The sequence below is a fragment of the Pseudomonas sp. FP597 genome (assembly GCF_030687435.1).
Taxonomy (GTDB): domain Bacteria; phylum Pseudomonadota; class Gammaproteobacteria; order Pseudomonadales; family Pseudomonadaceae; genus Aquipseudomonas; species Aquipseudomonas lactucae.
This window is the reverse complement of the sequence record NZ_CP117432.1, coordinates 122,501-136,245: the sequence shown is the minus strand read 5'-3', so window position 1 is coordinate 136,245 and position 13,745 is coordinate 122,501. Positions and strand designations below refer to the sequence as shown.

Genomic DNA, 13,745 nt, shown 5'->3' with positions numbered 1-13,745 from the left:
GATGCAATCGTAGCAGGTGTATCAGCGTTGCATGCCCCAGCGCTTCACGGTGAGCCGCTCGAAAGTGTCAAACACCAGGTTTTCCACGAGCAGGCCGATCAGGATCACCACCGCCAGCCCGGCAAATACCTTGTCGGTGTACAGCTCGTTGCGGTTCTGGAAGATGTACCAGCCCAAACCGCCTTTGCCACTGGTGGCGCCGAACACCAGCTCGGCGGCGATCAGCGTGCGCCAGGCAAACGCCCAGCCAATTTTGAGGCCCGCGAGGATCGAAGGCAGCGCCGCCGGGATCAGGATGAACAGCACAAAGCGCATACCCTTGAGACCGTAATTGCGACCGGCCATGCGCAGGGTTTCGGACACGCCGAGGAACCCCGAGTAAGTGTTGAGCGCCAGTGCCCACAGCACCGAATGCACCAGCACGAAAATCAGGCTGTTCTGGCCCAGGCCGAACCACAGCAGCGCCAGCGGCAGCAATGCGATGGCCGGCAGCGGGTTGAACATCGAGGTCAGGGTACTCAGCAGGTCGCGGCCCAATTGGGTCGACACGGCCAAGGTGGTCAGGGCGAACGCCAGCACAATGCCGATCAGGTAACCCTTGATCAACACCACCAGCGAGATGCTCACCTTGCTCAGCAATTCGCCGCTGAGCAGGCCGTCGTACAGCGCGTTGAAGGTCTGCAGAAAACTCGGCAGAAGGAGGTCGTTGTCCTGGTAGCGCGCGACGGCCTCCCAGAGGATCGCCAGCACGATCAGGATCAGGCCCTTGCGCAGCCAGCCTTGTTGCCACAAGCGTTGGCGCAGCGGCAGTTCGCGTTCCACCGGGACACTGAGCAACGGTTCGAGGGTGATTTCGTATTCCTGGCGCATGGGTTGCCCCCTTAGTAAGCGATGCGGATATCGGCAAAACCCAACTCGGGTTCCGCAGCCGTGGATTCATCGAACAACAAGCGATGAATCCGCCGCGCCGACGCCTGGAAGTCCACACCGCCAAGGCTGTGCAGGTCGTATTGATGGCTGTGGATTTCCGCACGCACCCGCCCAGGGTGCGGCGACAGCAACAGAATGCGATTGCCCACCACCAGCGCTTCTTCGATGGAGTGAGTGACGAACAGCAGGGTGAAGCGCACTTCCTCCCAGAGCAGCAGCAACTCTTCCTGCATCTTGCGCCGGGTCAGAGCATCGAGGGCGGCGAAGGGTTCGTCCATCAGCAGGATTTTCGGCTGCATGGCCAGGGCACGGGCGATGGCGACACGGGCTTTCATACCGCCGGAGAGCGTATGCGGGTACGCATCGGCAAAGGCGCTGAGGCCCACTTTATCGAGGTAGTGCAGAGCGCGCGCTTCAGCTTCGCGACGCTTGAGGGTCTTGGATGCCAGCAGCGCAAACATTACGTTCTGCTTGACGGTTTTCCACGGTGGCAACTGGTCGAATTCCTGGAACACCACGATGCGGTCCGGGCCCGGTTGCTCGACCTTCTGGCCCAACAGGCGGATCTCGCCTTCGCAGGGTTTGATAAACCCGGCGATGGATTTGAGCAAGGTGGATTTGCCGCAGCCCGAAGGGCCAAGCAACACGTAGCGGTCGGCCGGGTCGATTTCGAAACTGACCTGATGGGTAGCCCGCACCACGCGCTCGGGGGTGCGGTATTCAAGGCTGACGTTATCCACCGCCAGCAGCGGCTCGGCGGTGTGCAGGTTGCTGGCCGTGTGGCCTTGCAAGGGCGCGTTCATTTCAACTTCCTTGCAGGGGCTTGGCATCCTGGAAGAAGTAGTCCTTCCATGACTCAGGCTTGTTTTTGATAGCGCCGACGCGGTAGAGGAATTCCGCCAGCGGGTAGGTGTTCTTCGGGGTGACGCTGAATTCGAACTGCGGGTTGTCGATGATTTTGAGCAACTCGGCGCGGTCGATCTTGGCCTTGGTCACACGAATATAAGTATCGGCGGCGGCGCCTTTGTCGTTCTGGGCGAACTGCGCGGCTTCGCTCAGTGCCTCGATGAACGCCTTATAGGTCTTCGGGTTGTCGTTGCGAAATTTTTCAGTGGCGAACAGCACGGTTGGCGAGTTCGGCCCGAGCAGGTCGTAGGTGTTCAGTACCACGTGCACATTAGGGTTCGTCAGGGCCTGGTCCTGGAAGGGCGGGTTGGAAAAGTGCCCGGTCAACTCGGTGCCGCCGGCGATCAATGCAGCCGTGGCGTCAGGGTGCGGGACCGCAATGGTGTATTTGTCGAGACGATTGAATTCCTTGTCGCCCCACTGCTTGGCGGCGGCGTATTGCAGGAAGCGCGACTGCACGGAAACACCCACTGCCGGGACGGCGATGCGGTCCTTGTCGGTGAAATCAGCGATGGTCTTGACCTTCGGGTTGTTGCTGACCAGGTAGTAGGGGAAGTTGCCCAGGGACGCCACGGCCTTGACGTTCTGCTTGCCGTGGGTGCGATCCCAGATGGTCAGCAACGGGCCGACACCGGCCCCGGCGATATCGATGGAGCCGGAGAGCAACGCATCGTTGACCGCCGCGCCGCCCGAGAGTTGGGTCCAGTCGACCTTGATGTCGATGCCTTCCTGTTTACCGTACTTTTCGATCAAATGCTGATCGCGCACCACGTTGAGCAACAGGTAGACGATGCCGAATTGTTCGGCGATGCGGATCTCGCCTTCGGCCTGTGCCGCCGCTGGAGCGATCAGGCTGCCGGCCAGCAGGCTGATACCGAGTCCGAGCGTGGCGGCCAATCGCGCAAAAGGAATGTTTCTGGACATGGTCTTGCTCCGAATCAGAAAGGCGCATCGCCCTGGATGGTGGTGCGAAACAGTTTGCGACGCCGGTGGCTCGGGCAACCGGCGGCCAGGTGAATCAGCGAGCGGTTGTCCCAGAAAACCAGGTCGTGGGGCTGCCACTGGTGGCGGTAGATGTTGTGCGGCAGCACGCTGTGGGCGTAGAGCTGGGCCAGCAGGTCGCGGCTTTCGTCCTCCGGCAGGCCGACGATGCGGGTGGTGAAACCCTCGCTGACAAATAGCGCCTTGCGGCCGTTTTCCGGGTGGGTGCGCACGATCGGGTGAACCACTTCCGCGACTTGGGCAAGCTGCTCTGGCGTCAACGTCGGGCGCCAGTTGCCTTCGAATTTGGTTTCGCTATAGCGCGCGGTATAAGAGTGCGCGGCGCTGCGGCCTTCAACGGCTTTGCGCAGGTGCTCGGGCAGTTGGTCCCAGGCTTTGTGCATATCGGCGAACAGGGTATCACCGCCCTCGGATGGCAGCTCCTGGGCGTGGAGCATCGAACCCAGGCTCGGCAGCTCTTTATAGGACAGGTCCGAGTGCCAGAACTTACCCGCATCACCCAGGCCGATGGATTGGCCGTTTTCAATGATGTTGGAGACGATCAGGATTTCCGGGTGGTCGGCCAGCAGGAACTGTTTAAGCACGTGAATCTGCAGCACGCCAAAACGGCGGCTGAAGGCGATCTGTTGTTCGGGGGAGATACGTTGGTCGCGAAAAACGACCACGTGATGATCCAGGTGCGCGCGATGAATGCGGGCGAAATCCTGATCGTTGACTGGCCGGGACAGGTCCAGGCCGATGATTTCGGCCCCCACGCTGCCGGGCAGCGGACGAACCTCGAAGGCTTGGGCGGTTAGGATCGCTGTTGGAACAGTAGAGGTGGCGGACATGAGTTCACTCCCGGTCGGACAGGAGAGTGACTTTATAGGTATAAGAATTTCATTTTAAATACCGATAGTGAATATCGATAGACAGAAATGTCGCAAGTCGACAACGGCGCGTCAGACCGCCGAAAACCAGTGCGTGGGCCGTCAGAGCGACGTGTTGAAACGCTTACAAGCCGAAACCGTGCCGGTTTGACAAGCTTATGGGCAGTCTCTAGTGTGCATTGGATCCAATTAGCCACCACCATTCCAAAAGGAAGGATAGCGTAACCGTGACGCAGAAGCCGACCCCTTTGAACAGCATCAAGGTCAGCGGGCCCATTCCCGCTCACCTGGCGCGCTCCGTGATTGAAGAAACCCTGCGCAATGCCATCCTCGATGGCCGCTTGCCCTGCGGCACCGCCATGCGCCAGCAGGAACTGGCCAGCCTGTTCGGGGTCAGCCGCATGCCGGTACGTGAAGCCTTGCGCCAGCTGGAGGCCCAGTCACTGTTGCACGTGGTCACCCATAAGGGCGCCGTGGTTGCACCGTTGATCGAAGACAATTCGGCAGAGACTTATGAGCTGCGCATGTTGCTGGAGTCCGAAGCGCTGCGCTCGTCGATTCCCTTGCTGACCGACGCCGACATCGCTGAGGCGGACGCGCTGATCTCTGCCCTGGAACAAGAAAAAGACTACACCGAGATTGGCCGTCTCAATCGTCTGTTTCACATGGCCCTGTATGGCAAGGCGCCCAACCAGCGGTTGCTTAAATTAGTGGAGCACGGGTTGAATGAGGAAGAACGTTTCCTGCGCTTTAACCTTGAGGCGATGGGATTGGGCGAGACATCCCAGGAAGACCACCGTGAACTGCTGAATTTGGTGGCGCAAAAGAAAGTCGGCGAAAGTATTCTGACATTGCGCAATCACTTGATGCGCGGGATGGAAGTGATCACCACCTACCTTAATGGCTTGGATGTCGCCGGCAAAAAGAACGTGCAATAACTCCCTTACTTTCCCGTCGCCAATCCTCAATGCCGCGGAACACTTTACTTGTAGGACAGTGTTCCGCACCGAAGAAACCTCCCACTTTTAATCAGTAACTTTCTGACATCCAATATTATTTAGAAAAACTTCTAGTACATTCATACCCCCGCTAAATCGTTTAACCCGCTTATCATCTTCTATCACTAAGCCAGGCAGGCCAACTCCACGTCTACGCGTGGTCTCGCGCTATGTCGCCAGGCTGATACCGGTTCCATTTTTTTGCCGAACACAATAATCAACCGTGGATTAATTCTGCGGCCGCAACAACTATAGGCATCAACCATGTACCCACCGTTACTTGAACAAAAGAAAATTCAATTGTGTAGCCACCCGCTGTTCCAAGAAATAACATCGCGTCGAAAGTTACAACTTTTCATGGAAACTCATGTGTTCTCTGTTTGGGATTTCATGACCCTCGTCAAACGTCTGCAACAGGATCTGACCTGCACCCATTTGCCCTGGCTGCCCCCTGCTGATCCGCAAGCGGCACGTCTGATCAATGAAATCGTGTTGGGCGAGGAGTCGGACGAACATCCCCGGCAAGGCCATTGCAGCCACTTCGAGTTGTACCTGGAAGCCATGGCCGAAGTCGGCGCCAGCACCATGGTGATCAACCGCTTCATTGCGCTGCAGCGCAACGGCCTGGAAGCGAGCTCGGCCTTGCATAGGCTCGATGTGCCTGCTGGGGTGAGCCGTCTTGTGACGGATACGTTGCACATCGCCCGGCACGCCCCCACTCATTGCGTGGCGGCCGCGTTCTTTCACAGTCGCGAGTCTGTGATACCGACTCTGTTCGAGCGCATCTTGCACAGCGACGGGTTTGTTCATCACCAGGCGCCAACCTTGTGCAGGTATCTAAGACGCCATATCGAACTGGACGCTCAGGATCACGCGCCGGCAGCCCGGTTGCTGCTTGAACGCCTGGTCGGCGCAGACCCGACCTACCCATCACAAGCAGACGACGCAGCCCTTGCCGCCGTGGAAAGCCGTATCCGTTTTTGGGACGAGGTGCGGGCGTCGCTGCAGGAGGTACGTCCATGAGCATCGCCGACTACCCTTCGATTATCGATGACTGGGAGCGCAGGGCAACCATCCGCACGCGCCCCCGCCGTGTGCTGGAAAACGATGACAACTTGATCTACCCGCTGTGTCGCCAACCTCTGGTACTCAGCGCGACCTTTCTGGAGCATTGCCCACAGTGGCGCGACTTCGTGCTGTTGCAGAGCTTCTACAAATTCATCAACGACGTGGTGATCTTCGAAACCGAGATCGTCGACAGGACCGCACGCCGCATTGCCAAGAATCGCTTCTCGCTGCCCTTCCCCCTCGCCTGTCGAATTGATGCAATGACGGTCGTGGTGGACGAGGATTACCACGCCTTGGTCGCCCTGGACTTACTGCAACAAACCGTAGCCATGACGGGCATACAGCCGCTCCAGTTGCCTGAGCAAATCGAACTGAGCCGCGCACTCCCGACAGCACAGGCAGAGGCGCCGGCCCATCTGCGCGATGCCGTGGAACTGATCGGCGTGGCAATCGCCGAAAACACAGTCACCCAGGATGTAGCCGCGTTTTCCAAGGACAGCAGCGTCAAAGCCTCCCTACGTGGCTTGATGGCCGACCACCTGTTTGATGAGGGCCGTCACGCACAATTCTGGACTCGGTTGGTGCGCCTTTATTGGCAGGCCGCGAGCCCGGATGACCGTGACGGCATCGCTCAAGTACTGCCGACGTTCCTGGCGCGTTACCTGACCAACGACCTGCAAAAGAGCTTTGATCTACAACTGATCGAGCACCTGGGTGTCAGCGCACGCGTACGCAGCGCATTGAGCGATGAAATCAGGGCGCTTGCGTTTCCCATCACCCGTCAGCATCCGTTGATGGGCAATATCATGGCTTTCCTGCAACACAGCGGTTTGCTGCAAACGCCGAGCGTGGCGCGAGCGCTGAACGATCTCTTGCCGGTGCGGGCATGAAGCGCCTGAGGATCGGCTGGAACGGTTCCAGCAAAGCCCTGGACGCGATCAGGCTGGTGCTGGAACAGTACGGCCACGTCTCGGGTAATGAGGCCATCGACCTGTGGATTGATGATGGCAGCGAACCTCTTCCGGCCCATGTGGGCAAAACGATGTGCATCAACCTGCGCCTGGGTGTGGGGCCCATCACCGAGTATGGGTTGCCCGCCTTGCAGCTGCGCCTCTACGACCGTGACCGAGCTGTATTGGCCGTACTGGACGTCGCCGCAGAGCCCAGCGGCAATGGTCAACGAATGCGTCAACGGGCGACCAGCACGCTGGTGGATTGGGTGGCGGCGCAGGTCAGTTGTTTTTCACGAGACCTCGAATATTTCGCCATGACAGCCATCGCCACCGACTGGCCCGAACAAAGCCTGCAAGGGTTGGAGGCGCTGGCGTTTTTACATCGATTCAACCGTACCTTTGACCCAGGACTAAGCCGACAAGCCCAAGTGCCGATGATCGAGCGTTTACAGGCGAGCCTTCAGGCCTTTTCCGAACGAACGGCGTTGAACATTGCCGGCAAGGCATGGACCTACCGGCAACTGCGCAGCCGCGCAATGGCGATTCAACAGCAATTGCGGCCAGCGCTGGAGGGGCTCGAAACCCCAGCCGTAGTCGGCGTGTGCTTGGGAAAGTCTATCGAGCTGTATGCCAGTATCCTTGCGGTACTGGGCAGTGGCGCGGTGTACCTGCCGCTGGAACCCGAACAGCCACCTCAACGCCATCAGGCCATGCTCGAAGATGCGAGGGCAGGCGTATTGCTGGATGCCGGTCGGCACTTACTGCGCGAGCGTTTCATTGCGCTGGATGTCAGTGCTATCAGGCCACGAAACGCCGACAGCGTATCCGATCTGACGCAGCATCGGCCCGACCCCGATGCGCCGTGCATGGTGCTCTATACATCAGGCACCACGGGTCGCCCCAAGGGCGCACTGCTCAGCCAAGCCAACCTGGCGCATTTCACGGCATGGTTCGGCACCTGTATGGCGCTGGACGAGCACAGCCGCGTTCTGCAGTTTTCACCGTTGAGTTTCGACTCGTCATTGATTGATATCTTCCCGGCGCTGATCGCCGGTGCCCAGTTGATCGTCCCCGGCGAGGAGCAACGACGCGACCCTCATCAACTGATGGCGCTACTGCGCCGGCAGTCCATCACCCATGCTTTCCTGCCGCCCGCCCTGCTCAATATCCTGCCGCTGGATCAACCGCTTGGCGTCACTCACTTGCTCACGGGTGGCGATGTCTGCGAACCCCTTGTCATCGAGCGATTGGCCGGGCAGTGCCAGTTCCATAATCTCTATGGCCCCACCGAAACCACGGTGCTGGTGACTCACCGCAGGTTGCAACCGGCAGACAGCAACCGAAACATTGGCGTGCCCATCGCCAACAGCCAGGTGCTGATCCTCGACGACAACCTGCAACCGGTGGATGAGCAGGTGCAGGGCGAGGTTTACATCGTCGGACCTGGGGTGAGCCTGGGGTACGTGAATGCGCCTGGGCAGGCTGAGAGTGCGTTTGTCGAGCTGTCGATACCCAGTGGCCAGGTTCTTCGCGCCTACCGTAGCGGCGACCTGGCTCAGTGGACACCTACAGGCATCCTGCTGGGCGGGCGGCGCGATAATCAGGTGAAGATTCGCGGCTTTCGGGTCGAGCCCCGGGAGATCGAGCAGTGCTTGCGCGACAGTCGGCTGTATCGACAAGTGGCAGTGATCATCGATCGTGATGACAGGATCCACGGTTTTGCCGCCCAACCCGAGCCCGGCGCCAGTATGCCAGCCCTCAAGCAACACGCACGGCAGTGGCTACCGGAGTATATGCAACCTGCCTCCTGGGTCGCGTTGCAAGGCATGCCACGCACCATCAACGGCAAAGTCGACCGCCAGGCACTATTGGCCATGGCGCTGCCGCCTCGTTCCCACCTACCTGTCCACGACGATGCAAACACTGCGCTTCAAGCGCAATTGACTCAGTTGTGGCGCGAACTGCTGGAATTGCCCTCTGGCGCGTTATCCATCGATGGCAGCTTCTTCGATCTCGGCGGCCATTCGATTTTGCTGTCGACCTTGCTGCTGCGTGTGCGCGAGCAGTTTGGCCGTAGTTTCGCATTGAGCCATTTCATCGAAGTGCCGACGATCCGTGCCCTCGCCACGTTGCTTGAGGATGGTGAGCTACCGGACACCTCCAGCGCCCAGGCGCTGGAGGATACCCAGCGGGAGTGGGCGATCAGCGCGCTGGACGAGGACTGCGCGGGAGACCCGCGAAAAATGATCGTGACGGGGGCCAACAGTTTCGTCGGCGTGCATATTGTCGAAGCGCTATTGGCGGATGGCGCAATCGAAGTGGCCTGCCTGGTACGCGAGCAGCCGGGGGCGTCTGCAATGGCCCGGTTTACCCAGGCATTGCGCGAATACCGCCTGGAACATCTGGATTTGAGCCGCGTGCGGGTCTTCGCTGCCGATGTCAGCTTGCCGCGATTGGGCTTGACGACCGAGGCATATGAATCCCTCGCCAGGGACTTTGGTGTGCTGGTGCACAACGCAGCACAGGTCAACCACGTGATGGACTACGCCTCACTGGCAAAGGACAACGTCGATCCCATATTCGAGTGCCTGCGTTTGTGCGAAACCCACAGTAAGAAAGTCTTGAACTTTGTTTCGACATTGTCGGCTTCCAGCAGCATCGACACGCAGGGGCATGTTCTTGAGGAACCCGCCGCCGCGACCCTGCCCCTGTATGTGAGAAATGGCTACAACCTGTCCAAGTGGGTCGCGGAGCGGTTGCTGGGGCGTGCCGTCGAACAGGGCGCCTGGGTGAATATCCTCCGGCCGGGAAACATCAGTTTCAACAGCCGTAACGGTGTCTGCCAGCCGCATAAAAACCGCCTGATGCTGATGCTCAAGGGGTCGCTGCAACTGGGTGTGCTGCCTCGCCTGGAGCTGAACTTCGACTTGATGCCAGTGGACTTCCTGAGTCGCTTCATTGCCGTCCACTGCGCCAGCTTCCAAGCCCATGACAACGTCTTCAACTTGCACAACCCTCAGCCCTTGAGCTGGGAACATTACCTGGACGCCTTCAGCGGGGCCGGCTACCCGTTCGAGCGGGTGGACATCAAGCAGTGGCAGCAGGCTCTGAGAGCCGTGGGTCAGGACAATGCTCTATTCGGTGTACTGGGCTTTTATCTGGATCACTTGGATGACGACATAGGAGACACGTCGATGATTCTTCATGACAACGCACGACGCGGTGTTCAGAAAATGGGAGAGCAGTATCCCGAAAAAGACGCAACGCTACTCAGCAAAGGCTGCAACTACCTCAAGGCCATCAGCTTTCTATGAACCGCTTCAGGACATTCTTATGAAACCGCTGCAACCCGATACGTTAATCCGCAACCCGAGCAGCGTGCCGATTGTGGCCTCTGCCGTGGTTGATTGCCACGCCCGTCGGCTGTGGAGTGTAGTGGGGCAGTTTGCAGGCTTTGATGCCTTCATTCCTGCCCTTATGCACATTGAAATGATCGGCACGGGTGTGGGCGCTTTGCGCAAAAAAAATTTTCGCGATGGCAACTGTGTCGTCGAGCAACTCAATAGTCGCGATGAACAGGCTATGCACATGACCTGGACCACGATCTACAACACCCTCGGTGTGGCGCGGTTGTGGGCAGCGATCAGCGTCCAAGCACTTGGAGCACAATGCTCCAGAGTAACTTGGACCATCATTGCAGAGCCCATGGACGCCGCACAGGAGGGGTTTGAGCAGTTTGTGCAAGACTTCGCCAGCAGCGCCCTGGAGAATGTACGACGCTTGCTGGTCAAGCCATAGGAGCGAAACCGCTCACTCCTACTCCATCATCAGCGGATCAGATCTTGAAGCTGTCGACCAGTTGCTTCAACCGATTGGCCTGCTGCGACAGGGCATCGCAGTCCTTGAGGGTTTCGTTGAGATTGGTCACACCCTGCTGGTTCAGCAGGTTGATCTGGTTGATGTCGACATTGAGCGTTTCCACCACCGCAGTCTGCTCTTCGGTAGCTGCGGCGACCGACTGGTTCATTCCGTCGATTTCAACGATCCGCTGCGTCACGCTGATAAGGCGCTCGCCGGCCTGGTTGGCCACCTGAACGCTTTCCTCGCTGGACGTTTGACTGGCATTCATGGTGGTCACCGCTTCGCGCGAGCCCACTTGCAGCGAGGTGATCATCTTGTGAATTTCTTCGGCCGACTCTTGGGTGCGATGAGCCAGGTTGCGCACCTCGTCTGCAACGACGGCAAACCCACGCCCGGCCTCCCCTGCACGGGCTGCTTCAATCGCTGCGTTGAGTGCGAGCAAATTGGTTTGCTGGGAGATGCCCTTGATCACGTCAAGAATGTGGCCAATGTTGTCGGTGCTGGCGTTCAGGGTTTCGATCTGGGTGCAGGACAAACTGATCTTTTGTGAAAGCTCAGACATTGCCAGAATGGTTTGCTCAACCACTTTGCGCCCATCGTCAGCCTGTTCGCTGGCGCCACTGGCATGCTGTGAAGCATCGGCGGCGTTACGTGCGATTTCCTGGGTGGCCGCGCCCAGCTCGTTGATGGCTGCAGCGACGCTGTTGGTGCGGGCGCTTTGCTCATCCGAGCCGATGATCGATGCGTTGGAAGAAGCCATCACGCGTTGGGACAGATCGTGAACCTGGCGCGTTGCCGAAGACACCTCAGAAATCGACGCGTGAATACGCTCCACAAACTCATTGAACGCGCTTGCCACTTCGCCGAACTCGTCCTTGCTGGTGACAGCCAGACGGCGAGTCAGGTCGCCCTCGCCCTGCGCGATATCCTGCATGGCGACGCCCATGGTATTCAGAGGTCGTAACAACACTTGGATAAGCAGGCTCAAGAGCACAGCAATTGCGACCACGGCGATCACCATGGCGATCAACGCAGAAGTCCGGAACTTACCCAAAGGGGCGTAGGCTTTTTGTTTATCGATCGACAGGCCGATGTACCAATCTGCCCCCGGCAAACCGCTGATAGGCGTGAATGACAGAATACGATCCTGGCCATTGAGAACGACATCCTGGTTAACCTTCTCTATCCGCACGCTGGTGCCCGGGTAGATGTCCTTAAGGTTTTTCATCACCTGATCCTGATCAGGGCTGACGATGACTTGGCCATCGCCGCTGACCAGGAACGCATGGCCGATGCCACCGAAGTCCACGGAGTTGATGATCTTCACCAGGGTTTGCAAACTCAGGTCACCGCCGACGACACCCAGCAGCTCGCCATTCTTTTTCACCGGCATGGCGATGGTGACGATCTGCCCACCCACTGCAGCCATATAGGGTGGCGTGAGCATGGGTTTATCGGCAGCCACGGCTTGCTTGTACCAGGGGCGCTGACGAGGGTCATAGCCATCGGGCATCTTTGCATCCGGGCGCTGGGTGAATACACCATTGGTTTGCCCAACATAGGTGAACTGGAAGTTCGAGGTGAACGCCGACTGATCGACCAGACCTGGAAGGTCCGCAGCATTGCCTTGATGGGCGAAATTCTGCGTAAGACTTTCAAGGACCAGTATTCGGCCACTGAGCCAGTTCTGCACACTACTGGCGGTGAGCTCACCGGATTGCTGAATGGATGACTCCAGGTTCTGTTTGATCGTACTGCGCTGCAGGTAATCGTTGTAAAGCGTGAATAACGCGAAGGCTAGGACCACAACGCCTGACGCGGCCAACAGAATTTTATGACTGAACTTGAGATTCATTTCATCGACTTCTTTTGCCAAATGGGGGGAGCGTGCCGAGAGGAACATTCCTTGTTCGATATAGACGGCTTAGGAGCTGCTCTATTTCGGTGCACGCATGGCTCATCAGGCTTTCGGCCACAGAAAGGTAAAACTTAGGTGATATCGGGAAAAATGTTTTTCCCGCATAAGAAATAGACAGGCGGTAGAGCTTCGCGGCGCGAAGTCGGGGGATCCGACGAGTACGGATCAACCCTTCAAAACGACAAAACCCCTGTCTGCGTCAGCAGACAGGGGTTTCGGAATTTAATCTTGACGATGACCTACTCTCACATGGGGAAACCCCACACTACCATCGGCGATGCATCGTTTCACTTCTGAGTTCGGGATGGGATCAGGTGGTTCCAATGCTCTATGGTCGTCAAGAAATTCTGTTTACCAGACCGTTGCATCGCAACGTGCCGGTTAAAATCAAGGACTTCTACATAAACAAAACCCCACCTGCTTTCGCAAATGGGGTTTCGGAATTTAATCTTGACGATGACCTACTCTCACATGGGGAAACCCCACACTACCATCGGCGATGCATCGTTTCACTTCTGAGTTCGGGATGGGATCAGGTGGTTCCAATGCTCTATGGTCGTCAAGAAATTCGGGTACTGAGTCGTGACCTGATGGCCTCGCTTCAGCAAATTGGGTATGTGACAGCTGTCGGTGTTTTGTGAGCGTCGAACTTTCGGTTCATCTCGTCTTCACACACCGCAATCTGGTGCCTTCTCAGGTCAGCAAATTGCTTGGGTGTTATATGGTCAAGCCTCACGGGCAATTAGTATTGGTTAGCTCAACGCCTCACAGCGCTTACACACCCAACCTATCAACGTCGTAGTCTTCGACGGCCCTTCAGGGGACTCAAGGTCCCAGTGAGATCTCATCTTGAGGCTAGTTTCCCGCTTAGATGCTTTCAGCGGTTATCTATTCCGAACATAGCTACCCGGCAATGCCACTGGCGTGACAACCGGAACACCAGAGGTTCGTCCACTCCGGTCCTCTCGTACTAGGAGCAGCCCCTCTCAAATCTCAAACGTCCACGGCAGATAGGGACCGAACTGTCTCACGACGTTCTAAACCCAGCTCGCGTACCACTTTAAATGGCGAACAGCCATACCCTTGGGACCGGCTTCAGCCCCAGGATGTGATGAGCCGACATCGAGGTGCCAAACACCGCCGTCGATATGAACTCTTGGGCGGTATCAGCCTGTTATCCCCGGAGTACCTTTTATCCGTTGAGCGATGGCCCTTCCATACAGAACCACCGGATCACTAA

10 protein-coding genes and 3 rRNA genes (1 of these 13 cut by a window edge) are annotated in these 13,745 nt (G+C 57.9%); 5 read left to right on the top strand and 8 right to left on the bottom strand.

The genetic code is table 11. The features are described 5' to 3' along the window. Window positions 1-21: 21 nt before the first annotated feature. The 4 genes from PSH66_RS00645 to PSH66_RS00630 are packed head-to-tail and all read right to left on the bottom strand — an operon-like array spanning window position 22 to window position 3,668. A complete protein-coding gene (locus tag PSH66_RS00645) occupies window positions 22-870 on the bottom strand; it encodes an ABC transporter permease (RefSeq protein WP_003170857.1) in 849 nt (282 codons plus the stop codon). Window positions 871-881: 11 nt separating this feature from the next. Next, the gene (locus PSH66_RS00640; RefSeq protein WP_003170854.1) at window positions 882-1,733 is read right to left on the bottom strand and encodes an ABC transporter ATP-binding protein; all 852 of its coding nucleotides are present in this window, start codon (window positions 1,731-1,733) and stop codon (window positions 882-884) included. A gap of 1 nt (window position 1,734) precedes the next feature. Then, on the bottom strand, window positions 1,735-2,760 hold the full coding sequence (locus PSH66_RS00635) for an ABC transporter substrate-binding protein (protein WP_003170853.1): 1,026 nt from the start codon (window positions 2,758-2,760) through the stop codon (window positions 1,735-1,737). 14 nt (window positions 2,761-2,774) lie between these two features. After that, entirely contained in the window at window positions 2,775-3,668 is an 894-nt protein-coding gene (locus PSH66_RS00630) for a TauD/TfdA family dioxygenase (protein WP_003170852.1), read from the bottom strand. Window positions 3,669-3,934: 266 nt separating this feature from the next. On the opposite strand from PSH66_RS00630, the gene PSH66_RS00625 reads away from it, so the two are divergent. From PSH66_RS00625 to PSH66_RS00605, 5 genes are all read left to right on the top strand, one after another. Continuing rightward, the gene (locus PSH66_RS00625) at window positions 3,935-4,645 is read left to right on the top strand and encodes a GntR family transcriptional regulator (RefSeq protein ID WP_003170850.1); all 711 of its coding nucleotides are present in this window, start codon (window positions 3,935-3,937) and stop codon (window positions 4,643-4,645) included. Between the two features lie 324 nt (window positions 4,646-4,969). Further along, the gene (locus PSH66_RS00620) at window positions 4,970-5,728 is read left to right on the top strand and encodes a DUF3050 domain-containing protein (protein ID WP_003170849.1); all 759 of its coding nucleotides are present in this window, start codon (window positions 4,970-4,972) and stop codon (window positions 5,726-5,728) included. Next, window positions 5,725-6,663, top strand: coding sequence for a diiron oxygenase (locus PSH66_RS00615; RefSeq protein WP_305428170.1), 939 nt, complete (start codon window positions 5,725-5,727; stop codon window positions 6,661-6,663). The genes PSH66_RS00620 and PSH66_RS00615 overlap by 4 nt, the downstream gene beginning before the upstream one ends. Next, window positions 6,660-10,040 (top strand): amino acid adenylation domain-containing protein, encoded by a 3,381-nt coding sequence (locus PSH66_RS00610; protein ID WP_305428169.1) that lies wholly within the window; start codon window positions 6,660-6,662, stop codon window positions 10,038-10,040. Before PSH66_RS00615 ends, PSH66_RS00610 begins: the two co-directional genes overlap by 4 nt. A 19-nt stretch (window positions 10,041-10,059) precedes the next feature. Beyond that, a complete protein-coding gene (locus PSH66_RS00605; RefSeq protein WP_003170846.1) occupies window positions 10,060-10,524 on the top strand; it encodes an SRPBCC family protein in 465 nt (154 codons plus the stop codon). A gap of 37 nt (window positions 10,525-10,561) precedes the next feature. Here PSH66_RS00605 and PSH66_RS00600 read toward each other — a convergent pair whose 3' ends face one another. From PSH66_RS00600 to PSH66_RS00585, 4 genes are all read right to left on the bottom strand, one after another. After that, a complete protein-coding gene (locus PSH66_RS00600) occupies window positions 10,562-12,442 on the bottom strand; it encodes a methyl-accepting chemotaxis protein (RefSeq protein ID WP_003170845.1) in 1,881 nt (626 codons plus the stop codon). Between the two features lie 289 nt (window positions 12,443-12,731). Then, window positions 12,732-12,847, bottom strand: a 5S ribosomal RNA gene (rrf, locus tag PSH66_RS00595). A gap of 106 nt (window positions 12,848-12,953) precedes the next feature. Then, window positions 12,954-13,069 (bottom strand): 5S ribosomal RNA (gene rrf, locus PSH66_RS00590). A 157-nt stretch (window positions 13,070-13,226) separates the two neighbouring features. Continuing rightward, window positions 13,227-13,745: ribosomal RNA gene (locus tag PSH66_RS00585) — 23S ribosomal RNA — on the bottom strand; it runs 2,373 nt beyond the window's last position.